Genomic DNA, 26,195 nt, shown 5'->3' with positions numbered 1-26,195 from the left:
AACAGTCGTTCCAATTCGTTGCACCGTTTCACTACTGTTTCAGATTTTGACTGGTCGTTAAGAGCTCGTGAACGACGATACCGCGAGAGAAAACTATCGTGCCTGTCGAAACCGAAGCCCGCCTCGCGACGGAGACACGACAGATAGAAAAATATTCTTTTTATGTTATTAGTTTGTGTTCCATACATTCTTTAGAAAACGAAGTATTTAGGAACACATTATCCGATAGTGCGTCCCAAAGCCAGTAAGTTTTTGAATCATTCACACCGTGGATACTCACAACAGGGGCGACACCCACATGACCCACACCATCTTCCGGTTCGTGTTCGCGTGTGCGGTCCTCATCGCCGGAACGACCGGTGCCTTCGTCGGGCCTGCGGCGGGCGCGCCGATAGAGGGGACGGTAACGGTCACCAACGGGACCGTAGAGACCGTCGACGGGACCGCGTACGTCTGGCGTACGTCGGCCACGGACGTGCGCGTCGACGCGGCGGGCCCGATTCCGTCGTCGTCGTCGGTCTGTATCGCACCGACGGCGGAGAACACGTCAGCAGTGAACTGCGTTCGCGGGGACGGAACCGACAACGTCACGCTCAGCATCTCGTCGTGGTCGACGGACGCCGCCGGAACGTACACCGTCTACGAGAAGACGGAGAACGGTCGGAACGTCATCCAACGAGAGGCGATACACGTGATGGCGCAGTCCGGTGACATCGACGGCGACGGACTGTCGAACGCCGACGAAGTCGGCGGCGACACCGACTTCCGAACGGCCGACACGGACGACGACGGCCTGAACGACGGTGTGGAGGTCAACACCCACGGGACGAACCCCACCAAAGCCGACACCGACGGCGACGGCCTTCCCGACGCGATGGAGGTCAACACCTACGAGACGAACCCGACGAAAAACGACACCGACGAGGACGGCCTCCCCGACGGGGCGGAGGTCAACGTCCACGAGACGGACCCCACCAAAGCCGACACCGACGGCGACGGACTCGACGACGCCGCGGAACTCGAAACGTACGAGACCAACCCGAACAAAGCCGACACCGACGGCGACGGACTCGACGACGGTCCCGAGATAAATCAGTACGAGACCGACCCCACCAGAGCCGACAGCGACGACGACGGACTCGACGACGCCGCGGAAGTCAACGAACACCAGACGAACCCGAACAAAGCAGACACCGACGGCGACGGACTGAGAGACGGCGAAGAGGTGAACGTCCACGGCACCGACCCGAACGACCCCGACACCGACGACGACGGGCGAGACGACCAACTCGAAGTCGAAGAGGGGACCGACCCCGTCGAGACGTCTCGCGCGAGCGACATCCCCGGCGAGGTTCTGGCGGGCGCGGGAGTTCTCCTCGCCGCCGTCGCACTCGCCGGGTACTACTGGCGGCGACGCGACGGTGCGACTCTCCCCGACGACGGCGACGGAGACGACGACGCCGCGGCCACCGCGACGCCACCCACAGAAGACGACTCCGAGGCACGGGACGCGGGGTGGATGGCGACGCCCGCAGACCGAACACACGGCGACGGAGACGACGCCGAATCGGACGTACCGCGTCCCATCACTCGCGAGGACGAGGTAGTGATGCTGTTGGAAGACGCCGGCGGCCAGATGGAGCAGAGCGAAATCGTCGAACACACCGACTGGTCGAAGGCGACGGTGAGTCGCGTCCTCTCCTCTATGGCCGACGACGGCAAAATCACGAAGATATCGCTCGGTCGTCGCAACCTCATCACGCTTCCGGGCGACGAACCCGAGGGAGCGAAGTCGCCGTTCGAGCGAGAAGCGTAGCCCCGACTGAGAATCCCCCGAAACGGAGAAAATTTTTGCGAATTCTACAATTTTTAGACGGTGAGGGAGCGGGCGGCGGCGTCGTTCGCCACCTTGAGGGACGCGGCGACGGACGCAGAAGGCATGGGAGAGATACGCGCCGACTACTCCGAGGAGACGGTCATCGTAACGGGCGGCAGTTCCGGAATCGGACGCGCAGTCGCACTCGGATTCGGTGACGCGGGCGCGACGGTGATAAACGCCGACGTGCGGGAGGAACCGAAGGACAGAGACACCGGAACGCCGACGCACGAACTCGTCCGCGAACGGGGCGGGGAGGCGACGTTCGTCGACGTCGACGTCTCCGACCCGGCCGAAATCGAAGCGGTCGTCGACTACGCCCGAGAGTACGGCGGGGTGGACGTGATGGTGAACAACGCCGGAATCTACACGAAGTCTCGCTTCCGGGACGTGACCCCCGCGGAGTTCGACGAACTGTACGGCGTCAACGCCCGTGGGGCGTTCTTCGGGACGCAGTACGCCGCCGAGGACATGATATCGCGCGGCGTCGAGGGCGTCGTCCTCAACACTACCTCCGACACGCAGGGGAGAGCGTCGTGGGACCACTCGCACTATGCCGCGACGAAAGGCGCCGTTCGGATGGTGACGCGAAGCGCCGCACTCGAACTCGCACCGGAGGGCGTCCGCGTCAACGCCGTCGCGCCCGGCCCGGTGGCCACGGAGATACGCGAGGGGTGGTCCGAAGAGGCGTCGGAGTTCGGACCCGACGGAGAGACGCCCTCGCTTCCGCTTCGCGCCGCGACGCCCGACGAACTCGCGGACGCGTACCTCTATCTCGCGAGCGACGGCGCGTCGTACGTCACCGGCGAAACGCTCTGGGTCGACGGCGGCGGCCACGTCTGCTGAAGCGAACCGGAAGTACCGGGCGGGGACGGCAGAGACGAGAAACAGAGGCGACGGAGAACGGCTGTCTTTGAGAGATACGGCGGGCACGGGTCCATCGGCGCTAGCAGTCGGGTCGAGAACGGAGCGAGCCTCGACAGCCGGCGTCTGCGGCAGGGGGTGGGGGCGGGAGCGGGGGCGGGGGCGGCGCGGCAGTAGTGGGGGTTAGGAGGGGGAGCGCGAGGGGGAGGAAAGGGGGAGAAGAGATTCGCACGCGCTCGGGGTGGTGTCAAGTCAGTGTATATTAATGAATAGAAAGGTATACAAACCAGATAACGCACAACGTTGACGCTGGTCGAACGCGCCACGGGCAGGGCCGTTTACACACAACCAGCCCGGCACCGACGGCGGGAGTTAGGGGGCCCGCCCCGGTGCCACGTCCGCCGCGCCGGATGCGGCGGTACCCTATTCGGCGGCGGATTCGCGTCCGCCGCCACGCGCGGGTGACGCGGCACGGACGCGCCCACCCGTTCTCGTTCATACGTACTCGGAGAGCGTCGGCGACGGACCGCAGACGATTCGGTTCGTGGTGGTGTTTTGCTTCCGACACGAATAGTAAGAATTCAGCCACAAACTGTTTAGACCGATAGTCTAGAAAAACAGATAGTGTTCGAAAGGCCATATTCAGGTCATCTATCTGGGACGCGGCGGGGAGGCGGTTTAGAGGCGATAGCCGCGAGGGAACCGTGATTTTCGGATGGCGCGAGGGAACAGCTCTCACTCTGGTTACCCTTGTAGTCTTGGCCGGTGTCGCCCCTCCCGTCCTCGGCGTCGGGAGTGACACCTCCCGGATAGTTCGACCGGTAGAACAGGGGTCTGACGACGCGTCCGGGACCGTCGCGTCGGCGGCGGACCGGTCGATAGGAACGGAGTCGTCGGAGACGACGACGGAGAGACCGGCGAACGACTCCACGGGGTCGAACGCGAGCAGAGCGAAAGCGAAGCTGGACTCGTCGCTGTGGAGGGTCGGTCGCGCGTCGGACGCCGACCGGACGGAGACGGAGAGCGGTGCCGTCGCCTTCGGCGCGTCGAACGACGCCGCCGACCGGCGGGACGTCGTCGTCGAACTCGACAGGAACGCGACGCGGGCAGGACGGGACGCCGTGCACCGCGTCCTCGGTTCCGAGGCGGTGCGCGGTAGCCACGGCCGGTACGTCGAGGTGAGGGCGACGGACGACGAAATCCGTGCACTCGCAGAAGAGTCGAGCGTCTCGTACCTCCGCGCACCCATTCGCCCCGTCTCGTTTGCGGGGTCCGACGGCACGACCGGAGCAATCGAGACGATGAACGTGAGCGCGCTTCACGAGGCGGGGTACACGGGCGAGAACGTCACCGTCGCCGTCATCGACGTCCAGCAGTTCGACCTCGACCACCCGGCGTACGCCGACAGGGTCGTCGCGACGAGAGACTTCACCGGGAGAGGCATCGACGGACGCGGGGGCCACGGGACGGCGACGGCGGAACTCGTCGGCGAGACGGCGCCGAACGCGTCGGTCGTGTTGGTTCGGGTCAACTACCTCTGGCAGTTCTACGACGCGGTGGAGTGGTTAGAGACGGAAACCTCGACGGACGTGGTATCGATGTCGCTCGGGTGGTACAACGCCGGTCCGTTGGACGGTACCTCCGAGATGGGCGCGGCGATAGATCGGAGCGTCGAGAACGGGACGGTGTGGTCCGTCTCGGCGGGGAACTCGGCGGACGGAGACCACTGGAACGGAACGTGGACCGACCCCGACGGGAACGACCGATTGAACGTCTCCGGAACGCGCGAGTACTTCACGCTCGACGCGCGGGCGGTGAACGATCAGATACCGCTCGGAATCTACGCCTCGTGGAACGACTGGCCCGCGACCGACGAGGACTACGGTATCTGTCTGTACAACACGCCCGACCTGAATCGCTCCGGGCGCATCACGTGTGCGGACGGGACGCAAGCGGGGAGCGAGCCTCCGACGGAGAGTATCGGAGGGAAAATAAACGCCACAGACGAGAACGAGACGCTGTATCTGACGGTCGAACACGTCGGCGGGAACGCGACGGCGGACTTCGATATCTTCCTCGGGAACTACCTCAGTTTCCGCGACTCGTGGACGAGAGAGCGGAGTCTCACCCTTCCCGCGACGGAACCGAACCTGCTCTCTGTCGGGGCAGTCGACGTGACGACCGGAGAACTCGAAGCGTACTCCTCGCGCGGGCCGACCATCGACGGACGCCGGAAGCCCGACGTGGTCGCTCCGGACAACGTCACATCCAGCGCTTACAGTCCGACGTTCCGGGGCACGTCGGCGGCGGCACCCCACGTCGCGGGCGTCCTCGCGACGCTTCTCGACGCGAACTCCCGACTCTCGCCCGACGCACAGCAGGTTCGGCTCCGCGAAAGCGCGCGCCTCGTCGGGTCCGGGCCGGATAACGACACCGGCTACGGCGCCGCCGACGCCACTCGCGCTATCGCCGGACTGAGTTCGTACGACCTGCCGCCGGACGGTCGTCTCGCGTGGAACGGGACGTACCGACTCGACACCGGCGGCGGACCGGTCCCCGACTCGCTCGTCGTCTCGGCGCCGAACGCGACGCTCGACGGCGAGGGGGGAACGTTCGACGCCGGGCGGGCGGACGGGGCCGCGGTTGCGGTCACCGAAGACGGGGCAAGGGTAACGGTTCGGAACCTGACGGTGCGAAACGCGGAACACGGACTGGACGTGTCGAACGCGACTGCCGTCCGCCTGTCGGACGCCGGGGTGGACGGCGACGTGGCCGTCCGGAACGCGACGACGGTGAACGCCACCGAGGTCAGATTCGGCGCGAACGCGTCGGTCGTCGGCCGGAATCGAATCGACGTGCGCGACGCCGACTTCGGGACGGAGACGACACTCCGCGCGCGAGAGGGGAACCTCACCGTCGTGAACGGGACGACGGCGGGGAGCGCAACGCTCACCGCACGGAACGGGACGACGAACGTGTCGAACCTCTCTGTCGCCGGGATGCCCTCGGTGGACGCGTCCGGAGCGAACCAGACACTCGCTCTCGGGGAGACGTCGGAGACGCCGCGTTCGAACCTCTCTCGTCTGTCCACCGCCGCCACGACCGAGTTCCGGACGAACGAGTCGGCGACGCTCGCTCTCGGATACGACGACGCCCACGTGAACGAGTCGGTACTCGGCGTGTGGGTGCGTTCGTCGGGCAAGTGGACGGCGGCGAACGCCTCTCTCGACACTCAGGGGAACGTTGCGACTCTCGACGCGACGCAGAACGGCACGTACGCCGTGTTCGGACGCGGCCTCCCGGCGGTGAACGCGCCCGACGAGGTGGCCGTCGAGTCCGCCGTGGAGTCGGAGACGACGGCGAGCGTCGACATCGAGAACGTCGGCAAAGCGGACTTCAGCGTCCTCGATTCCGACCTCGTCGGTCCGGACGCCGAGGAGTTCTCCGTCTCCGACGACGGGACCGGAACCGTCGCGCCGGGCGAGTCCGCGACGGTGTCCGTCTCGTTCGCGCCGACGCGGACGGGGGCGGCGAACGCGACGCTCTCCGTCTCGACGGACGAGTTCGACGTCGTCGACGTCCGCCTGAACGGGACGGCGACGGAGAAAGTGACTCCGACGCCGACGCCCACGCCGACGCCGACGAGCAGACCGACCGACGAAGACGACGGAGGTGTCAGCGGTGGCGGTGCGCCCGCCCCGGCACCGACGCCGGAACCGACGACGGCAACGCCCACCACGACTCCCACGACGCCTACCGCGACACCGACGGTGACGCCCGTGCCGACGACGACAGAGAGACCGACGCCCGTCGCGAATCCGACGGTAACTGCCGTTCCGGAGCGAACGGACGCGGCGAGAAACGAGTCGCGGGCGACGGAGAGACCGGCGAATCGAACGCCCACCCTCTCGACAGAGTCCGGCGCGAGCGAACAGAGCGGTCCGTCGCAATCGACTGACACGAGAGCACCGGGGTTCACGCCGTTGACCGGCGTACTCGGGGTGGTACTCGCGACGCTCGTAATCGCCGGTCGGCGCGACTGACTACTCTGCGATCAGGGAGTTGGGGCTGAGCGTCGTCGGCGACGGCCCTTCGGAGCCGGTGAACTGCGCGAGTGGAGCGTCGATGAGGATGGCGTCTTCGATGGAACGAATCGAGTCGAACGGGATGCGGACGCCTTTGCGCCCGGATTCGAGGTTCGGAAACCGGTCGGTGTCTACGTCTGCGACGAGTACAGACGCGACGCGGTTCGCGTCGAAGTCGAGGACGAAATCGACCGCTTCGCCGAGTCGATAGCCTTCGCTCCCGAACACGGGCATGCCCGCGATTGACGGCATCGGCGTCGAGTTCGTGGAACTGTCGTTGGAGAGGGGGCCGGAAGACATACGTACCTCCGTGTCGCTCCGAGGGCAAGAAAACGTCGGCCGCTTGGGATGAATGTCTGGATATCTAATCTCTCTAGGTGGCACCTGTCACGTCGCTGGCTCGGATTTCAGTCGTGGGGAGTACTATCCCGGCAGTACGCGCACTCTGCGGTCGAACAGCACAGTCCGGAATTCGTGAAGGGTGTGCGGTGCGAGTAGAGTTCGGACCGCCGGAACAGTCCACAGAGGGGACGGTTTTTACGAATCTCGGGATTTCGAAGCCGTGTCGGAGGTGTGTGCATTGTAAAAATTGTGCAATGTCTAAGCAGTCTACGGCGAGCGGAGCTCCGTAACCTTTGAAAATTTCTGGAAGTTTTAGAATTTCTAAGACATGGAGGCAGTTCTCGAACTGCAAAGAGTCCGAATTCTTCGAGAAGTTGTCGAAGTGTTCCTCCGGATGTTCAGAGAGCTGCCAGAGAGAAATCGATACGGTAGTATGCGAAATTCTTACAATTTGTGAACATCGTAGATTGTGGGAGTTGTGTGGAGTTGGTAGAATGTTCGGGAGGAATTATATGGGATGGCGCGGAAGGAGAGAACGATTTCCGGACGGTACCGCCGTCCACGAACTCCACGATGTCAACAATGTGTGCAACGTCTGACCGGATCGAAACGGGAGGGAAGTAGGATGTCGAGGGCGGTGAGCGTCTCCCTGCAGAAGGGCGGCGTCGGCAAGACGACAATCGCGATAAATCTCGCGGACGCACTCGCCGCGCGGGGGAACGACGTTCTCCTCGTGGATTTAGACCAACAGGGTAACGCGACAGAGGGCGTCGGATTGAAACACCTCTACGAGGACGCGTCGCCGAATCTCGGCGACGTGTTGACCGACGACGACCCTCTCGACGTGCGCGAGGTCATCCGCGACCGAGAGACGTTCGACGTCGTCCCGGCGCACGTCGATTTAGACGACATCGAAGACCGGATTCGGAACTCCACGTTCGGTGTGCTCTGGGTTCGACGCCGCATCGTCGAACCCCTCCTCGACGAGGAGTACGACTACATCGTCATCGATTCGCCGCCGAGTCTCGGACCTCTCTCTGACGCGTCGCTCATCGGTGCGGGGCACGTCATCGTCCCGTTGCTCATGAGCGAACCGAGCGTCAGCGGGTTCGAGCGGATGGTCGAACAGCAGATTCGGCCGATTCGCCAGGAGGTCGGCCTCGAAATCCTCGCTATCGTCCCCAACGACCTCAGCGGAAACAACGAGGAGCGTCGAATCATCTCGAACTTAGAGGACTCTCCGTTCGCCGAGTACCTCCCCGAGTTCGCGCGGACGGCGAAGTTCGACGAAACCGGGTCGCCGGGACCGGGCATCCGGCATCGCATCGCCTTCAGTCGCGCGTGGCGCGACGGGCAGACACTCCGCGAGTACGACCCCGAAAACGACATGCTGGACCGACTCGACCGACTCGCCGCGAGCGTCGAGAACGGAGGCCCGGAGAATGCCTGACGAGAACCGATTCGCGAGGCTGGGCGACGCCATCGGCGAGTCGAACGAGGGAGAGTCCGAAGAGGAGAACGGAGCGGAGTCGTCCGAGCGAGAACCGTCCGAACCGACGGCGGAGGCGAAGTCCGAATCCGACGACCGTGAAGACGGCGAGGCGGCGTCGGAAGCCGAGACGGAGGAGACGGGCGGCGGACCGGCGTTCGAGTTCGAGGCGACGACGGCAAAGAGCGTCTACGTCCGCCCGGAGACGGTAGACGTGCTGGACGACGCGGAGTTCGAAGTCGAGTCGTTTCTCCGGCGGGAACACGACGTGCGGGACGTGACGGGGCGGGAGTTCCACGACGCTCTCGTCCGCGTCGCGGCGGAGTACCCCGACGAAGTCGCCGACGCGATTCTCGCCGCGCGCGACGACAAAGAATAAACCGTTCAGCGCTATATTCGGACGGGATACCCGATCGTCGAGTGCAGGTCGGTCGCCCGACGTCCGGCGTCCGGCTATCGGGACGACGGTTGTTACACCGAACTCGCGTGTCTTGCCCTTGTGACGGCGCTCGAAAGAGTGAACACTTCGACGGACGCGGAACCGGACGAGAAACCTGGTCCGAACGTTCGAGAACAGAGCTGAGCTGCGTCCTCCTCGACGTTCGAGAGGGTGGTGAGCGCCGCGTCAAAGTGAGATCCTGTCCGCGGCGACCTTTTATACCCCAGTTCCATTGAGTAGACTATGTCTCAGAGTCGGTCGCTGATCTCTGTTCTCTGCGTCGACGACGAGCCCGGAATGGCGGAGCTGATCGGGACGTATCTCGAACGGTTCGACGATCGACTCTCGGCGACGGCCGCGACAGGTTCGCGCGAGGCGCTCGAACTCATCGACGAGACGGAGTTTGACTGTATCGTCAGCGACTACGATATGCCCGGGTCCGACGGGCTTCAGCTCCTCGAAGCCGTCAGAGCGGACTCCCCCGACCTGCCGTTCATCCTCTTTACCGGACGCGGCTCAGAAGAGATCGCCAGCGACGCGATCAGTAGAGGGGTGACGGACTACATGCAGAAGGAATCAGAGACGGAACAGTATCAGGTTCTCGCACAGCGGATTTCCAACACCGTCAGACAGCACCGACTCAGCCAAGTCGCGACGACTGCCAGAGAGAACGCCGAAACGATCCTCGAAGCCTCACCGAACGCCATCTTCGTGACGACCGACGGGAGATGCGTGTACGCCAACCCCACCGCTCTCGATCTCGTTTCGTCCGTCTCGAAAGCGGACGTTCTGGGTTCTCCCATCTCGACCTTCCTGCACCACGACCACGACAGAGACGTGTTTCGGGACGCCCAGCGCGGCGACGCTCTCGAACAGGAGCGACTCTCCGTCCGAGACGACGGAGAGGAAACCCCCGTCGAAGCGACCACTCGGGAGATCACGTGGGACGGGAACCCGGCCGTCGTGTACATCCTCCGCGACATCACCGACCGCATCGCGTACGAGCAGGAGCTCGGATACCGACAGTCACTCCTCAGGTCGACGTTCGAGGCCAGTCCCGACGGCATCCTCTTCACCGACACGGAGAGGAAGATCATGACCTACAACGACCAGTTCTTCGAACTGTGGGGTATCCCCGAAGAGGTTCTCGAATCCGGTGACAGGAAGCTTGCCCTCGAAATCGCTCTCGACCGGGTCGCAGACGGGGACGCGTTCCGTCAGTACATCGAATCCCAGTATCAGAACCCCGAGGAGTCGCAGCACAACCAGGTTCGGCTCCGAGATGGGACCATCGTCGACCAGTATTCGACGTTCGCTCTCGCGGAAGACGAAACTCCCCTCGGGGTCGTCTGGTTCTATCGGGACATCACCGAGGTAAAGCGGCTCGAACAGACCCAACAGGAGGCGTTCGACCGGATGACGGACGCCGTCTACGCGGTCGACGAAAACTGGGATTTCACCTTCCTGAACGAACGGGCCGGGCGGTTGTTACGACGCGACACAGACGACCTCCTCGGTGAGAACGTCTGGACCGAGTTCCCGGAAGCCGTCGACACCGATATCTACGATCGGTACCACGAGGCGGTCGAGGGGAACGAACCCGTCTCCTTCGAACTGTACTACGACCCGCTGGAGACCGAGTTCGAGATTCGAGCGTTCCCATCGGAGACCGGGCTGACGGTGTACTTCCGCGACATCACCGAACAGCGCCAGACCCAAACGGAGTTGATGCAGAGCGTCGAAACGCTGCACGAACTGTACGAGACCGCGTCCGACCCGGAGATGTCGTTCGAGGAGAAACAAAGAGAGCTCTTGCAGGTCGGCAGTGAGTATCTCGACCTCCCCTACGGGTTCGTCACGGAGATCGCGGAATCGACGCAGACGGTCGTCGCTTCGACCGGCACTCACGAGCTGTTACAGCCGGGAGAGTCCTGTCCGCTTGACGACGCCTACTGTCGGAGAACCATCTCGACGGAGTCCGGACTGTTGGCCGTACAGAACTCGGGCGCCGAGGGGTGGAGCGGCGACCCCGCACACGAGAGATTCGAACTCGAGACGTATATCGGCGGGAAGATCGTCGTCGAGGGAGAGCTCTACGGGACGGTCTGTTTCGCGTCCAGCGAACCGCGTGAGGGCGGCTTCTCGGAGATGGAGTGGACGTTCGTGGAACTCCTGAGTCGGTGGCTGGCTTACGAACTCGAACAGCGCGAACACCAGTCGCAACTGGAGGCGAAGAACGCCCAGTTAGAGGAGTTCGCCAGCATCGTGTCACACGACCTCAGGAACCCGTTGTCCGTCGCCGACGGATATCTGGAGTTGGCGATGGAGGAAGACGACACCGAACACCTGTCCAAGGTCGAACGGGCGCACGACCGGATGAAGGGCCTGATCGACGACATTCTGACGCTGGCCCGAGAGGGCGAGATCGTCAACGAACCGACTCGGGTCGACCTCCGCACTCTGATCGAAGGCTGTTGGGAGAACGTAGATACGGAGGATGCCCGTCTCGTCGTCGACGCCGAGGGCACCGTCGTAGCCGACGAGAGCCGGAGCGCACAACTGTTGGAGAACCTCGTTCGGAACGCCGTCGAACACGGGGGAAGAACCGTTACCGTGACCGTAGGCGACCTCCCCGACGGCTTCTATCTGGAGGACGACGGCTCCGGGATACCGGAAGACGTGCGGTCGAAGCTGTTTCAGCCCGGGTTCTCGACGAAGGAGGGCGGTACCGGCATCGGACTCCGAGTCGCGGACCAGATCGCCACCGCTCACGGCTGGGATATCGCCGCGACAGCCAGTTCCACCGGCGGCGCTCGGTTCGAGATTACGGGCGTCGAACGCCCCAGCGAGACGGTCGTGTGACATCCGTGGGTCGTCTCGACGTCCGCGTCGTGAATTCGCGGGTATCCGACGATCCTCCGTACTAGCCGGTCGGCCGGTGTCGTCGCCGAGTCGAACTTCCCGCCGGTGAGTCCGCGAGTCTGAGAACAAACGCGCGCTTTGACGCGCCGCGAGGTTATTATGTGAATCCTGTCGCGAACTACCCTAATCGGACACACCAACATGATGGGACTCGAGTTCGGAGAGACGACCGTAGCAGTCGGCGACGACGTGGTCGGGCGAGTACTGGTCGAACAGTTCGACCACGTCCACAGGACGAGCGTCGAAGACGCCGACGTGACCGTCGAATTCCGTCGCGGGTTCGTTCAACCGCCCGACGGATGCATAGAGATACACGGCGGTCTCTGGGTTGACCACGACGAACTGTTCGTCGACGCGAGAAAGGGAGCCCCCGGGTTCGACCTGACCGGCGCGATTCACGAGCGAATCGGAGACGGCGGCCATCAGGCGAAGATAACGGGGAACCCGCTCCGAGAATCCACCGAGATAACCGTCTTCTACGACGAACGGGCAGTCGAGTCGAACAGCAGAGTACTGCGACAGATCATTCGAAGCTACAACAAAAACTACGCGAGTCGAACCGAAGTCGTCGCGGTGAACTTAGCGGAGTATCTCGTCGAAGCTCTCCTCCACCAGCGCTTGCTCTCGAACGAGAGCGCACTGTGCCACGCGAGCGGCGTCGTTCGGGGCGGCGAGGCGACGCTCTTTGCGGGGTGGGGCGGCGTCGGGAAGTCCGAAGTGAGCGGAGAACTCGTACGCGAACGCGGGTACGACCTGCTGGGCGACGACCTGGTGGTCGTCTCTCAGGACGGGACCGCGTCGCCGTACCGAAAGCGGATGCCCGCGTATCCCCAGTCGATAGCCGACGGCGAGACGACGTACCGAGAGGTGATGGCGGGACGAGGACCGCTCGACCGGGGACAGTGGCGGGTTCGAGAGCGACTCGGAGGGTCGAAGTCCGTCCGTCGGATGGTCCTCCCGTCGTCGCTGTCGGGTCACTCCGAGGACGTGGCTCGTCTCTCGGGGACTCCGGTGACGACGGCGGTCAATCTGGTCGTCGAAGATCGCGAGGAGATCCGCGTCGAACGCACGACGCCCGAGGACATCGCCGAACGCGGTGCGTCCACGATGATGGCGGAGATCGACTCCTTCACCGACAAGATGCGGGCGGTTCACGCCGCCTCACCGACGTACTGGTCGGGGGTACGGGAGATGACCGAACAGTCCGACCGGACGTATCGACAGGCGTTGGCCGAGGCCGATACGTACCTCGTGTCCGTTCCGCCGGAGGCGTCCGGATCTCGGCTCGTGGAAGTTCTGTCGAATCAGGTGCTGTCGGACTCGGAGTAACTGCGGGTCGTGTTCGACGGCCCCGACTTCTCTCTCGTCGGGGAGCGGTCGTGCGCCGTGTCGTGACGCGAGCGCGGTTCGGCGTCGCCAGCAGTGAAGTTAATAAAATAAAATCGGACGTTCAAAGTATGTAGATGGATTCTATCTCGGGTCCGTCTTCGGAATTTGGCCCGTCAACTATTGGTATTAGTAATGCTAAAGAGTGCTATATGGACACACACGAACGACTCTTCCTCGAAGAGATGATAGAGACGTTGGCGGTGAGCATCGCGAGCGGTATGCGGAGCGAACCGAACCAGCGTCTGGTCGAATCGCGGGACGAACTGACCGACCGCGGCCGATTTTGGGTTCACGGCTATCTCATCGGTCGGCTCTCGATGCTCAAGAGTTGGACTTCGGGCAACCCCAACCTCTCGGAGGACGACGTCGAAGAGGTAATCGAGATGGTAGATGGCCACGAAGCGAGCATCGCGGCCGAACTTTACGGATAATTAATCTGTACGAAGATGGAGAACTCTAGGGTTAAGTAGTATGAGCCGAAGACTACTCCTAGATTCAAATGCCGCGGCCCATCACCGTGATGTCGTACAACGTCCGGTATGACAACCCTAACGACGGACGATACGCGTGGAGAATCCGTCGGGACAACGTCGCGGGCGTCATCAGGTTTCACAAACCCGACATCATCGGACTCCAAGAGGCGCTTCACGACCAACTCCAAGACTTGCGCGAACGGCTCCCGTCCTACGAGTGGTTGAACGCCGGGCGGGCGAAAGCAGAGAACGCGGGTGAGTACGCCGCCGTTGGGTTCGATAAGCAGAGATTTAATCTCGAAGAGTCGTCCACGTTCTGGCTGTCCGAAGAACCCGACGAAGTCGGGAGCGTCGGGTGGGACGCACGCTTCCCGCGACTCGTTCGGTACGTCAAACTCCGAGAGCGACAGACGGGTGTCGAACTGTTCCACTTCAACACTCATCTGGACCACGAGGGGGAGACGTCCAGGCTGAAGGGCGCGAAACTTCTGCAACGGCGCATCGACGAACTGGCTCCGAACGAACCCGTCGTCGTGACGGGCGACTTCAACTGCCGACAGTCGTCCCCGCCGTACGAACACCTCACGAAGCGTTCGCAAGCGTCGGAGGGGCGGACGCTCCGCGACGCCCAGTTCGCCTCGACTACCCCGCACCACGGCCCGTTGACGACGATGACAGATTTCCAGAACCTCGTCCCCGACAAGAAGATAGATCACCTCTTTGTCACGAGCGATGTCGTCGTCGAGACGCACGGGGTCTGTTCGGACAGTTACCTCAACGGCCGCTACCCCTCGGACCACCTGCCCATCGTCGCCGACCTCTCGTTTCCCAGTCACGTCCACGACGAAGCCACCAAAACACGTAGCCAATCGACGTTTTACCGTACGGACTCGATTCAAGAGAGCGTACAGGTTCCGTCCGAAGAGGTGGAGTAACGGACCCCGTCGCGGAATACGACGAAAAGCCGCCAGACAGCCGCTAGCACCGCGCACCTCCTCGACGACGTTGTAAATACGGGTGAAACGTTAACAGGGCTGCAAACAGATAGCATACGAAAGGCAGTTCAGCCGGTACCAGCGCCGAAAACGGTCGTTTAGCCGGAAAATCCAACAGAGGTGAGAGAATGGTTTCCATCCTATACACATTCGATAGAGAGTTCATGAAAAAGACGTTCGAGGCCGTCGACGAACACGTCGATGTCTCGTCTGCGTACCTTCCGCTCAGCGAGGAGACGCGAGGCTGTTCGGACGAACTACGCGAGGCGAGCGTCGAAGACGTGGACGCGGTCGACGAGAACGTCTTCGAGATAGATCCGGACGTCGTCGTCCGCAACAACACGTTTCGGGCGGGCGAGTTCCGCTACGAGGAGGAGTACCCCGTCGTCCACGTCCGACACGGAGCGTCGTTCGGGAGAGACGAAGTCAAGACGACTATCTCGCGCCTGCGAGGCGTCGTCGACACGGCGTTAGCACCGGGGACGTGGTGGGCCGACCGCTACCGAGAGGGGTTTTCACAGGACACTCGCGTCGAAGTCGTCGGCATCCCGGAGGCGGACCGACTCGTGGCGAGTGACCCGCCGCGGCGACGGCACGTCCTCTACGCCCCCACGAACCACAACTACGGGGGCGGAAGCTACCTCGATACGGCGGAACACGTCCTCGACGTCTTCGAGGACAGCGACTACCGACTCCGATTCCGACCCCATCCGATGGACCTATCGGAGGAACCGGGACGGTCGGTGACCGAACGGTGCCGAGAGCGAATCACCGACCTCCCGAACGTCGTCTTCGACCGACACCAGACGCCGACGGAGAGCCTCCTCGACGCGGACATCCTGCTTTCGGACTACTCGGGTATCGTCACGGAATGGCTCCACACTGACCGCCCGTTCGTGCAGTTCACGTCGGTTGCGTCGGAGGCCGAGGTGCCGAAACTCGGCTATCAGACCCGCCGACTCGACGTCGAGACGGTCGACGACCTCTACGAGAACGGACTGCCCGAGGACGTTCGGCGGCGACAGGAGTCGTTCCGCGACGAACTGGGAATCCCCATGGACGGACGGGCGTCCAACCGAGTTGCGACGGAGGTGACCGCATGCACGCAGTAATTCTCTCCGCCGGCGACGGCGGCCGGATGGGTCACCACACAGAGGAGGTGCCGAAGACGTTCATGGAAGTCGGCGACCGAATCCTCTACGAACACCAGAGAGCGGCGATAGAGCCGTTCGTCGACGTCTCCACCGTCGTCCTCGGCTACCGCCACGAGACGGTCGTAGACCGGTTCTCGCCGAGTCGAACCGTCGTCGTCGAAAAGTGGGACGAGTACGACAACGCGGAGTCCCTCTACCGGGCGCTCTGCGAAATCGACGACGACGTGCTCGTCCTCAACGGCGACGTCGTGGTCACCCGAGAGGCCATCTCGAAGGTCGTCCGTGCCCACGAACGCGCCGAGGGCCGAAGCGTCGTCGCCTGTCTCCCGGGTACGCAGACCGAACACACCGCCATTCAGTTGGACGACGGGCGCGTCGCCGCCTACGGGAAGATTCCCGGACACCGTCACGCGGGACTCGGCATCATAGACCGGAGCCACCTCGACGCGGCCGTCGAACACCTGCGGGACAACCGCCACGAGTGGTATCCGACGGTGTACGAAGAGATACCGACGCTCGGAGTCCACATCCCCGAAGACAGCCATCTGGAAATCAACTGCCCGTCGGACAAGCAGGCGGCCAAAGAGCGCCTTCCCCTCGAATCGCCGCGCGAGGCGGCACCTCAGCAGTCCCAACAGGATAGTTCGCTCTGACACGGAGTCGACCCCAGCGCCGTACGGGCCGGGACACGCAGCGTTCCGTTTCGTCTCCCTCGCCGCCCACCACAGAACGACCAGTCACGGCGAGTCACCGGTAGATTCCGGCGTTCGGCCGTGAGTACTCTTATGTCAACCGAAGACGTATCCCCCGTATCTCCGCAATTTTTCGAGGCGAGATACAAACGTGACTGACGAAACCGAATCCGACCGGTCGACGAGAATCCGAGAGCGAAGCACCGCCGCTTTAGAGAGCGTCGAATTCTCGCGAGGGCGCGTCGCACTGTGGATAGTCGCGCTCTTCTTGCTCGCGGTGCTGGCGTACGTCTCGTGGCGGTACGTCGGGACGGCGGTTCTCGGCTTATTCGCGTACTACGTCACCCGGCCGGTGTTTCACCGCATGCTGAATCGCACCTCGTCCCGGACGGCGGCGGTGGCGGCGTCTCTTCTGCTCGTCGCCCTCCCCGTGTTAGTTCTCGTCGGGTGGACGCTCGTCGTGGCCGTCCGCTCACTCCGGGAGTTCGGAAGCGACGGCGGACTCGGTCAACTGGAAGACGTGCTCTCGCCGTACTTCGACATCGAGGCGTCGATAGAGGAGCTAGAGACCACCGTCGAACAGATTATCGCGAACCCGGGGCAACTGAACCAACTGAACCTCGGCAGCATCACCGCCGACTTGGTGGACGTGTTGAGCACGTCGGCTGTCATCCTCCTGAACGGCGCACTGCACCTGTTTATCGCCCTCGTCATCGTCTTCTATCTGCTCCGCGACGGACACCGACTCGCAAAGTGGGCCCAAGACACGTTCCTCGAGACGGACGGCGTCGTGGAGACGTACCTTCGCGCGGTGGACCGCGACCTGAAGAACGTCTACTTCGGAAACATCCTCAACGCGCTGTTTACGGGCCTCCTCGGGGCGGTGACCTACACCGGCTTGAACGCCTTCTCTCCGACGGGCATCGCCATCCCCGAAGCGGGCCTCATCGGACTTCTCGCCGGCGCGGCGAGTCTCATCCCGGTCATCGGAATCAAACTCATCTGGATTCCCGTCGGGGTGTACCTGTTCGGACTGTCGGTCTTCGTCGGACCCGAGACGCTGTGGTTTCCCGTGGTGTTCGCCGCCGTCTCCATCGTTATCGTCGACTACATCCCCGACCAACTGCTTCGCCCCTACGTCTCGGGGCGGTCGCTCCACGTCGGCGCGGTGATGATAGCGTACACGCTCGGCCCTCTCATGTTCGGCTGGTACGGTATCTTCCTCGGTCCACTCGTCCTCGTCGTCGTCTTCGAGTTCGGCCGAATCGTCCTCCCGTGGCTAATCCGCCCCGAGCGACCCATCGCGGACGTAGAACCACTCGCGGAGACGGACGAAGAAGAAGCGTCCGAACGCGCGACGGAACCCGACAGGGAGACTCACCCCGACAGCGAGGACGAACAAGATTCTCCCGTCAACTCCGGCCCCAGAGAGGGACGGGATTCGGCGGGGGAGTAATCGTCCGCGGCCAGTTTTCGAGTCGTTCGCCCGGAACTAATTGGTCACGTTTTCCATACTGTGTTGGACAAATTAATTTGTCAGACGGTCTGAGGAACCGGAACGGACCGCACCGTGTCTGGAGCAAGTGAGACTGCAAAATGTCCCGCAGAGTCGCGTTAAAGTCTGTTTACGTAGTTTCGCGGCGGACAATCGGTCGGAACGCACCGCAGTCGCTCCGAACCGTCACGGTGGTTCGCCGACAGCCCCGAACTCATGAGTTCAGTTCGCCGGAGATCAGAAGCCGTAGATTCGACGTACGGGTCGTTTTTCACGGTCGAGATGGGCAGAGTGCGCTCGTCGTCGGACGACTTCCGCGTCCCCGGGTTTCGGTGTCGGAACCGCCGAATGTCTGGTGGAATTCCTCGGCGTCTCTCCAATTAGTTTAGTGAGATTCGGCTCCGAATCGACGGTGAGGAACGAAGGATGCGAGCGGACGCGGACGTGTCGAGACGGCGGCGAACCCCCCGTCGGTTCAGATTTCGGTGACGCGTTCGTACTCGTCGCTGACCGCCGCGGCGTCCTCGGGGAGGAGTGCGGCGACGGTGTAGTCGGCGTGGTCGCTGATGTAGTCGATGAGTTGTGCGATGCGCTCCGAGTCTATCGCTTCGAGGGAGTCCAAAAGCATGAACGGCACCGTCTCGTGAACCTCGTGAACGAGATAGCCGGCCAACGCGAACACCAGTCCGGTCACTTCGCGTTCGCTCTCGGAGAGGTGGTCGATGGTATCCTCGTAAGACGCACCGTCGTCGGAACTGCGGATGATGTGCATGTCGAAGACCGACCTATCGACTTTGCGCCGTCCCTCTCGGACGGTCTTCTCCGTCCGTTCGATCCAGATGCGGTCGAGGTTGGCGTAGTCGAGGATGTCGAGGACCGTATCCATGTGGGAGTTGAACTGCTCTATCGCCTCGCGTTCGATCCGCTCGATTCGAGTCCGGAGTTCCCCGAGTTGCTCCGAAACCTCGTCGCGGCGTTGTTCGAGGTCGTCGCGTTCTTCGAGGCGCGATTCGACCTCCGTCATCTCGTCTTCGACGTCCTCGACGTCGCTCTCTAAGCGACCGATCTCGAACTCCAACTGGTTCGCCTCGCGGTGGCGTTCGAGTACGTCGCCGTAGTCGCGTTCTTCGAGTTCGTCGACTTCGATCTCGAGGTCCTCGATGCTGGCCGACAGTTCGTCGCGTCGGGACTTCAACTCCTCGCGGCGGTTCTGCCGTCGGTCGAGTTCGGCCTCGATGCTCTCGATTCGGTCGTCGAGTTTCTCTCGCCGTCGCCGCAGGGTGTCGAGTTCGGCGCGTTCGTCCTCCAGTTCGTCGATGTGCGAACGCACGTCGTTTCGCTGGTCGAGTTTCTCGCGGCGGAGGTCACGCAGGCGGTCGATGGTCGATTCTATCTGCGACGTCTCGACCTGCGTTCCGCACGTCCAACAGACGACGCTGTCTTCCTCGACGAGTGCGTCCGTGACCGACCCGTGGTCGTGTCCCTGTCCGTCTCGAAGCGCCTCGGCCACGTCCGCGCTCGTCCCTTCCAGCATGTCTTCGTTGAACTGGATGACCGTCTGGAGTTCGTTGACGGTCGAATCGAGCGTCTGCATCCGGTCGCGGAGGTCGGATATCTCGGACTGGATGGCCGTTCCGTCGTCGAGTTCGTCGGGGATATCGGCGCGTTCTTCCTGCAGTTCGGTCCGTTCGTCGCGAAGCGCTTCGATACTCTCGGCTTCGGCGTCTAAGTCGTATCGGACGTCTTCGAGGCTCGAACGCGCGTTCTTGACCTCGTCGAGTTTGTCCTCTAACTCGTTTCGGTCCTCGCGAGACTGTTCGATGTTCGCGTCCGCCTCCTCTATCTCCCGTTCTTTGGCCTCCAGTTCGTCGCGTTTCTCCTGAATCTGGGACCTCAGTTCGGTCCGTCGCTGTTCGAGTTCCGGGAGGCGCCCGTCGAGCGAATCGAGGTCGTCTATCTTTCGGTCGAGTTTCCGTTTCTCGGTTTCGAGACGCTCGACTTCGGTCTGAATCGCGTCGGTGTCGATAGGCCGCATGATGAGTTCTCGAAGGTCGTCGCCCCGCGCGACGGCCTGTCGGGACTCGTTCGTCTCCAAGAGGAACGCAAAGAGATCTGCGAGCGTCGAGTCTTCGAGGTACGGGTCACCGTCGGTGACGACGGTGTCTCCGCGTCGCTTCAGCGTTCGCGAGTACGTCCGGTCGCCGATGGTGAGCGTGACAGACCCCTCCGCAGCGTCGCCTTTCAGAGACGCGCGTTCGCTTCCGAGTGCCGCCATGATCGCCTGCAAGAGAGAGGTTCGGTTCGTCGCGTTTCGCCCAGACAACGCGGTGACGCCGGGTTCGAGTTCGACCGTGGTCTCCGAGATTCCGCCGATGTTTTCGACGTGAAGTCGGGCGGTCGTTTCTGTGGACTGCGCAGAACTCATACACCCGTAATTAGATGGAGCGCATATAATACTTCATCTATTCCTCTTCGCGCTGTTACAGGTATATGGGTGTAATGGACGGTGTGACGGGAGAAGAGAGGGTGAGAGACCGAAGGAGAGATCGATTATTCGTCCGCGTCTGAGTCCAGATTCGTCTCCGCATCTGGGTTCGAGTCCGCGTCCAGGTCGCCGTCCGAATCAGCGTCTTCGCCCGCGCCAGCGACGATGTCGCCGCCGCAGTCGCATCCGCCTCGGTCGAGGAGTTCCTGAACGTCGTACTGAGTGCCGCAGTCGCGACAGAACACGCGGACGTCGACGAGCACCTCGAAGTCGCCGAGGTCGATTCGATCGGTTCCCGAGAGGTTCTCGACGATGTTTTCGGAGACGGCCGACGTCCGACTGCGGAGACGTTGAATCGTCTCCGAGCCCTTCTCTACTCTGTCGACGTCTGTCTGTTCTTGCTGGCTGACGTCGCGATACTTCGTGAGGTAGGTGTGAATCGCCTGGTGAGAGACGAAATCCGACCGAAGTCCCTCCACGTCGACTCCCTCTCGTTCGAGGGTCTGTCGCGCCTGCGTCTGCATCCCGCGACTCACGTCGTCGTCCGTCAGGAGACGGTACGTGTTCTCTACTTCGCCGTCGAGCGGGTTCATGCCCGCAGACTCCATCGTCGCGCGGAGGAGACGGCGGTTGAAGTAGTCGGCGAGTTCGCGAAGACTGCGCCTGTCTTCGCCGTCGGTCGTCCAATACGATTCGAGGCGTTCACCCTCCCCGTCGAGTCCGTACTCTCCGATGAGCCGCCGGACCTTGCTCCCCCGTCCAGTGGCGGACGAATTGTTCCCTTCAGTACTCATTAACGGCTCAAATTAGTGTTCGATTCGGTATATACGTTTCCGTCTACAGCGAGATAACGCCAGAATTCCGCAGACGGGCGCGTCGGGTATCGATGTACTCGAGACAGGCGTGCCCGATGGAAGTGTATCCGGAGCGGTGGTATCCGGACAAGTGTATCCGGAACAGGTCCGTCCCGGGTTACACGTCGAGTTCGCGGAGAAGACGCCGAACGTGGCCCAGGGAGTAAGAGACGCCGAACGTCCCCTCGATGTGGTCTCTGACGAGTTCGGGCGTCCACTCCGTCGCCTCGACTCCGTGCGAATTCGGTTCGTCGCGGAGATGCCGTTGGAGGCGGCTTCGGTCGTCGTCGTCGAGTTTCCGCGGCCGACCCGGTCGGTCTTCGTCCGTGACGGCCTGCTGTATCGGTTCCTCCTCGAACCGGTCCAGCCAGTAGTACAGCGTCGAACGGGGAATACCGTAGCGCTTTGCGAGCGTCGAGACCGGAACGTCGTCGAGGTAGTCGAGGGCTACGACGAGTCGCTTGGCAGCCTTCGCGGAGTTCGCATCCGACAGCGACCGACGAAGGTCATCCGGGTCGACGCCGTCCAGTTTCGTCATAGGCACACTTGGAACCGACGCCAAATAAGTCTAATTACTTTTACAAACTTCGATCCGAGAAACGTATCACCGTTAGCAGACGAATGACAGTCAAACGGCAGTGTACGCCCAATAGCGGCGTCGGAAACTGGAACTAACTGATTCGGCGAACGCATCGAGTCCTGCGTTTCAGAGGACGAAAGATCGAATAAACTGCGGACACGACGGTGTTAGAAGACGTGCAGACCCGGCCGCTTCCGACGGTTGGAGAGTCGAACTGTCTCTTCGGTCGTGAAGAGAGAAACGAAGCCGTTGCTCTCAGTAGAACGGAGAATAACAGCGGACACAGTGGTGTTGGTTCTGGGTAGAACAATCGCTTGTGCTCCATCTGTGGGAGTCGAACGAGATGATACCTCCTCTGTTCGACACCACAGTGTCCGCTGTTGTCGGCGATTATCGTTCGGATACGCGGGCGGCGTCGAAGCCAAGGCGACAGCGGGAACGAGATGGTGTCGAAAGCGAGACGACGCTGACGGCGGGGTGGCAGGGAAGACGTCCCGAAATCGGTGCGAGACCGAATTAGGACGGTCGTTCGAGTGGCTCGAGCCGGAGTCCCACCCGAACTCCTTAGAGTTTCGGAGTTACAAACAGTTGCGAACAGAAGACGTCTCTCTTACCAGAACACACCACCGTGTCCGCCGTTCTCCGTCTCCGAGCGAGGACCCGACGAGAGGGTGAGTTCCCGACACACCCCCTCCACTTTGTCCGCTGTTCTGCCTCGAGAGGGAGGGGGCCCGGAAAGAGAGAGTGCGCTCTCGGTCGTCGTTCATCGACTCGTCTGATGGAGCCGTACTGGTGTTAGAGGCCATCTATTGCTGGGTATCCTCGGAATCTTCTGCGGGTTCTTTTCCGGTACACCTCCACACGGCGAACCCACCCACACCACTACGTCCGCTGTTATCGGAGACGGTCGAAGAGACGGGTCGGTCGAAGGAGTGTCTGCGGTCGGGAGACAGACCTCGGAAGCGACGATACAGCGTAGTAGACCTCTCGGGCGCGGTGATAAACTCGCTCGAGCCTAATTAGGATACTCTCTAAAATCTGGGTCGTACAGCCGTCTAACACGATATATCTTGACGTACTGCATCCACACCTTCCCTCCGCATACCGCACTAGTTGTTCTACGGACTAACTCGACCTATTTGTATAAAAAACCACCGCTATACAAACATCTCCGTCGTTCCTCAGAACCACCCCCACCTTCGGAAGCGAGAACAGCGGACAAAGTGGAGGGGGTGTGTTCCGCCGATTACTTATAAATAGCAAGAACAGCGGACACTCCGGACGCGGTGGTTTTATTAACGGGCTCCGATATTGAGATTTCATGGCGCTGTTCGAGCGGGACACGGACATCTATCGTGACCGTGATGCTCTCCGGGAGGACTACCAACCGGAACAGCTCGTGGGGCGCGACGAGGAGTTGCGGACGTACCAAGCGGCCTTCCAACCCGTCATCAACGGCGAACAGCCGAACAACGTGTTTCTCTACGGCAAGACCGGTGTCGGGAAGACGGCGGCGACGAAGTATCTTCTCTCTCATCTCCGCGAAGACGCAGCCCAGTACGACGACTTGGATCTCACCGTCATCCTGCTCAACTGCGATGGACTGACGAGTTCGTACCAGATCTCGACCCGGCTGGTAAACACCCTTCGCTCCGAGTCGAACCAGATTTCGACGACCGGCTATCCGCTCGCGTCCGTCTACGAAATGCTCTGGGAGGAACTGGACGACTGCGGAGGGACCGTCCTCGTCGTCCTCGACGAGATAGACCACGTCAACGACGACAGTATCCTCTACCAACTCCCGCGTGCGCGGGCGAACGGAAACCTCTCGGAGGCGAAGGTCGGCCTCATCGGCATATCGAACGACTTCTCGTTTCGCGACGACCTCTCGCCGAAAGTCAAGAGCTCGCTCTGCGAACAGGAGATCCACTTTCCCGCCTACAACGCGGAGAACCTCCGCGCTATCCTCAGACAGCGTGCGGAGGTGGCGTTCCACGAGGGCGTCCTCAGCGAGGAGGTTATTCCGCTCTGTGCGGCCTACGGCGCGAAAGACGCGGGTGACGCCCGCCAATCCATCGACCTGCTGATGAAGGCCGGTGACCTCGCTCGCGACGAACAGACCGAGGAGATCACGGAAGAACACGTCCGCCGCGGGCGTCGAGCCCTCGAACGCGGACGGATAAAGGAAGGCATCAACGGACTCACCGAACACGGCCACCTCGTACTGTATGCGCTCTTGACGCTCGATTTGGAGGGCGAGACTCCGATTCGCTCTCGCGACGTCAGACCCAGATACACGCGGTTCGCGGAACTGGCGAACCGCGACCCTCTCGTCCCGCGGCGTATGCGGGACCATCTCAGCGAACTCGCGATGCTCGGTATCGTCTCCGTGACCGAACGGAACGAGGGCCGGCGCGGGGGAACGTACCGAGAGTACGCACTCGACATGGACGTCGAACTCATCCTCTCTGCGATGTCGGAGACGATAGAACTCGTCGGCGTCCACGACTCTGTCGCCCCCCACGTCGAAGACGACGAGAAGATGACGATGCTCAGCGATTTCGAAAGCGCGTAACAGTCCCGTCTCCCTCACCGAATCTCGAACCCTGTTTTGCCTCCGACCCGACGCGGGGCCGCGAATCGACGAGACTACGAACCCGATGACTCAGACCGTCGCTGTGGATGTTACTTCGGACATGGTGGTGTTCGAACGTATCCGGTTCGGTGAATGTACACCACCGTGTCCGCTGTTATAGAACTAGTAACTTTTCGGTACTGTATATGAGAGTGAACAAACTCGGTACCGTCGATGTTTTGCATATTCCTCGATATTCACTGTCTCTGGCGATGAAACTACGGTTAGGACCGTCGTAACATGACTCGTTCGTGCTACTCTGTCGTGTCGATTATACCGCTCGGGCCGATAGGGATGACAAGAGCTTCGACTCGTATCTCCGATACAGAACTATGTCACTCGCGATAACTCACTTCGTCGTCGGCGCAAGCGCGACGGTACTCGTCGTCACGTTCTTTCTGCCGCGCATCAGATTCCCTCGAACCCTGATGGTCCTCGGCGGTCTGTGGGCGATGATCCCCGACCTGAACAAGGGAGTTCCGGCTCAGTTCGGGTTCGTCGACGCCATCCACGACAGTTCCTGGGCGAACGTCTTCTGGGCGCACCGCTTCCTCGACGTGACCGACCCGACGGACACGACGCAGGCGGCTGTCGGGGCGCTGGCTCTCTTTTTCGTCGTCTCGTTGGTCGCGGAGGGAGTGGGCTACCATCTCAGATTCTCCGAACCGGACGCCGGAACCGCCCGCCCGTCCGCGGCGGCGGCACCATCGACGCCCCCGTTCAGACTCGCCCACGGCGTCAGACGCGCGGGGGGACTCTGTTCGCTCGTCGTCGGAGCGGGTCTCTTTTCGTATATCCTCCGCACGCCGAAGTACACCGGCCTTTTCGCCGGACTGGGCCTCCTGCTCGGACTCTCCGGTATCGTCGTTCTCCTCGAGGGTGTCGAACCCGACGGAGTCGTACGTCGAATCCCCGAGTTGGTATCCACGGGAGCGAAAACCGCGCTGACGCTCGGTTCGTCGCTCCTCGTCGTCGCTCTTCTCGTCACCCTCTCGGACGTCACTCCGCTTAGCGTCGCCTACGCCGGACTCTCCGTGCTCATCCTGCTTCAACTCGTGCGGCTCTGGGAACTCCCGATTTGAGTAGTCTCGGCCGTCGCGCGCTCGGCGGTTGTCTCGCCCATACGGTATTCCTGGCTACGCGCGCGCAAAGATACGGAAAACAGAGTCTCGAATTCTTCCTTCGCTGTCGTTCGACGGAACGAGTCGGGTAGTGACTCGTTCACGTCGGCGACGGAACGTGTTTGCTTCCCTGCGTTCGGTCCGTGTTTCCCCTTCCCCGTTTACCGCCCGTTGGCTCGGTCCCCCAGTTCCCCGTTGATTCAGTTCCCCGTTTGCTCGTTCTCTGTACTCCCCCGAGTACCTGCGTCATCGTCCCCTCTGTGCCCCCCGGCACGGGTGCCTCTGACGTGCAGTGACACGAGCGA

At 62.1% G+C, this 26,195-nt stretch carries 18 protein-coding genes; 14 read left to right on the top strand and 4 right to left on the bottom strand.

Features of this window, described 5'->3' with window-relative positions; translation table 11 throughout:
• The first annotated feature begins 298 nt into the window (after positions 1–298).
• From BM167_RS12865 to BM167_RS12855, 3 genes are all read left to right on the top strand, one after another.
• Positions 299–1,816: a helix-turn-helix transcriptional regulator gene (locus BM167_RS12865; RefSeq protein WP_092893133.1), complete on the top strand. Its 1,518-nt coding sequence runs from the start codon at positions 299–301 to the stop codon at positions 1,814–1,816.
• A gap of 123 nt (positions 1,817–1,939) precedes the next feature.
• Positions 1,940–2,722, top strand: a complete 783-nt coding sequence (locus BM167_RS12860; protein ID WP_092893245.1) for an SDR family NAD(P)-dependent oxidoreductase — start codon at positions 1,940–1,942, stop codon at positions 2,720–2,722.
• Between the two features lie 776 nt (positions 2,723–3,498).
• Positions 3,499–6,783: a S8 family serine peptidase gene (locus tag BM167_RS12855; protein ID WP_092893132.1), complete on the top strand. Its 3,285-nt coding sequence runs from the start codon at positions 3,499–3,501 to the stop codon at positions 6,781–6,783.
• Here the strand turns inward: BM167_RS12855 and BM167_RS12850 are convergent, their stop codons facing one another.
• On the bottom strand, positions 6,784–7,125 hold the full coding sequence (locus BM167_RS12850; RefSeq protein ID WP_092893131.1) for a PRC-barrel domain-containing protein: 342 nt from the start codon (positions 7,123–7,125) through the stop codon (positions 6,784–6,786).
• 667 nt (positions 7,126–7,792) lie between these two features.
• Between BM167_RS12850 and BM167_RS12845 the strand changes: the two genes are divergently transcribed.
• The 9 genes from BM167_RS12845 to BM167_RS12805 all read left to right on the top strand — a co-directional run bounded on the left by BM167_RS12845 (position 7,793) and on the right by BM167_RS12805 (position 18,176).
• Positions 7,793–8,617, top strand: coding sequence for a ParA family protein (locus BM167_RS12845; RefSeq protein ID WP_092893130.1), 825 nt, complete (start codon positions 7,793–7,795; stop codon positions 8,615–8,617).
• On the top strand, positions 8,610–9,035 hold the full coding sequence (locus BM167_RS12840; protein WP_092893129.1) for a DUF7970 domain-containing protein: 426 nt from the start codon (positions 8,610–8,612) through the stop codon (positions 9,033–9,035). The genes BM167_RS12845 and BM167_RS12840 overlap by 8 nt, the downstream gene beginning before the upstream one ends.
• Before the next feature lie 357 nt (positions 9,036–9,392).
• Positions 9,393–11,957, top strand: a complete 2,565-nt coding sequence (locus BM167_RS12835; RefSeq protein WP_245781362.1) for a PAS domain S-box protein — start codon at positions 9,393–9,395, stop codon at positions 11,955–11,957.
• A 201-nt stretch (positions 11,958–12,158) separates the two neighbouring features.
• Entirely contained in the window at positions 12,159–13,346 is a 1,188-nt protein-coding gene (locus tag BM167_RS12830; protein ID WP_143095504.1) for a phosphoenolpyruvate carboxykinase (ATP), read from the top strand.
• Between the two features lie 209 nt (positions 13,347–13,555).
• Entirely contained in the window at positions 13,556–13,837 is a 282-nt protein-coding gene (locus BM167_RS12825; protein ID WP_092893126.1) for a hypothetical protein, read from the top strand.
• Positions 13,838–13,905: 68 nt separating this feature from the next.
• Entirely contained in the window at positions 13,906–14,814 is a 909-nt protein-coding gene (locus tag BM167_RS12820) for an endonuclease/exonuclease/phosphatase family protein (protein ID WP_218153798.1), read from the top strand.
• 224 nt (positions 14,815–15,038) lie between these two features.
• The gene (locus tag BM167_RS12815; protein WP_218153797.1) at positions 15,039–15,986 is read left to right on the top strand and encodes a CDP-glycerol glycerophosphotransferase family protein; all 948 of its coding nucleotides are present in this window, start codon (positions 15,039–15,041) and stop codon (positions 15,984–15,986) included.
• Complete coding sequence (locus tag BM167_RS12810) at positions 15,974–16,681, top strand: NTP transferase domain-containing protein (RefSeq protein WP_092893123.1); 708 nt, start codon at positions 15,974–15,976, stop codon at positions 16,679–16,681. Before BM167_RS12815 ends, BM167_RS12810 begins: the two co-directional genes overlap by 13 nt.
• 190 nt (positions 16,682–16,871) lie before the next feature.
• The gene (locus BM167_RS12805; protein WP_092893122.1) at positions 16,872–18,176 is read left to right on the top strand and encodes an AI-2E family transporter; all 1,305 of its coding nucleotides are present in this window, start codon (positions 16,872–16,874) and stop codon (positions 18,174–18,176) included.
• Between the two features lie 514 nt (positions 18,177–18,690).
• Here the strand turns inward: BM167_RS12805 and BM167_RS12800 are convergent.
• The 3 genes from BM167_RS12800 to BM167_RS12790 form a co-directional block, all read right to left on the bottom strand.
• Positions 18,691–20,640 (bottom strand): archaea-specific SMC-related protein, encoded by a 1,950-nt coding sequence (locus BM167_RS12800; protein WP_092893121.1) that lies wholly within the window; start codon positions 20,638–20,640, stop codon positions 18,691–18,693.
• A 125-nt stretch (positions 20,641–20,765) separates the two neighbouring features.
• Positions 20,766–21,494, bottom strand: coding sequence for a rod-determining factor RdfA (rdfA, locus tag BM167_RS12795; RefSeq protein WP_245781361.1), 729 nt, complete (start codon positions 21,492–21,494; stop codon positions 20,766–20,768).
• A gap of 178 nt (positions 21,495–21,672) precedes the next feature.
• The gene (locus tag BM167_RS12790; protein WP_092893120.1) at positions 21,673–22,092 is read right to left on the bottom strand and encodes a helix-turn-helix domain-containing protein; all 420 of its coding nucleotides are present in this window, start codon (positions 22,090–22,092) and stop codon (positions 21,673–21,675) included.
• Positions 22,093–23,455: 1,363 nt separating this feature from the next.
• Between BM167_RS12790 and BM167_RS12785 the strand changes: the two genes are divergently transcribed.
• Positions 23,456–24,709 (top strand): orc1/cdc6 family replication initiation protein, encoded by a 1,254-nt coding sequence (locus BM167_RS12785; protein WP_092893119.1) that lies wholly within the window; start codon positions 23,456–23,458, stop codon positions 24,707–24,709.
• A 392-nt stretch (positions 24,710–25,101) separates the two neighbouring features.
• Positions 25,102–25,851, top strand: a complete 750-nt coding sequence (locus BM167_RS12780; protein ID WP_092893118.1) for a hypothetical protein — start codon at positions 25,102–25,104, stop codon at positions 25,849–25,851.
• The last annotated feature ends 344 nt before the right edge of the window (positions 25,852–26,195 follow it).

Origin of the sequence: Halopelagius inordinatus (assembly GCF_900113245.1) — an archaeon.
Taxonomy (GTDB): domain Archaea; phylum Halobacteriota; class Halobacteria; order Halobacteriales; family Haloferacaceae; genus Halopelagius; species Halopelagius inordinatus.
Note: the sequence above shows the minus strand (reverse complement) of the source record. Positions and strands in the feature narration are given on the sequence as shown.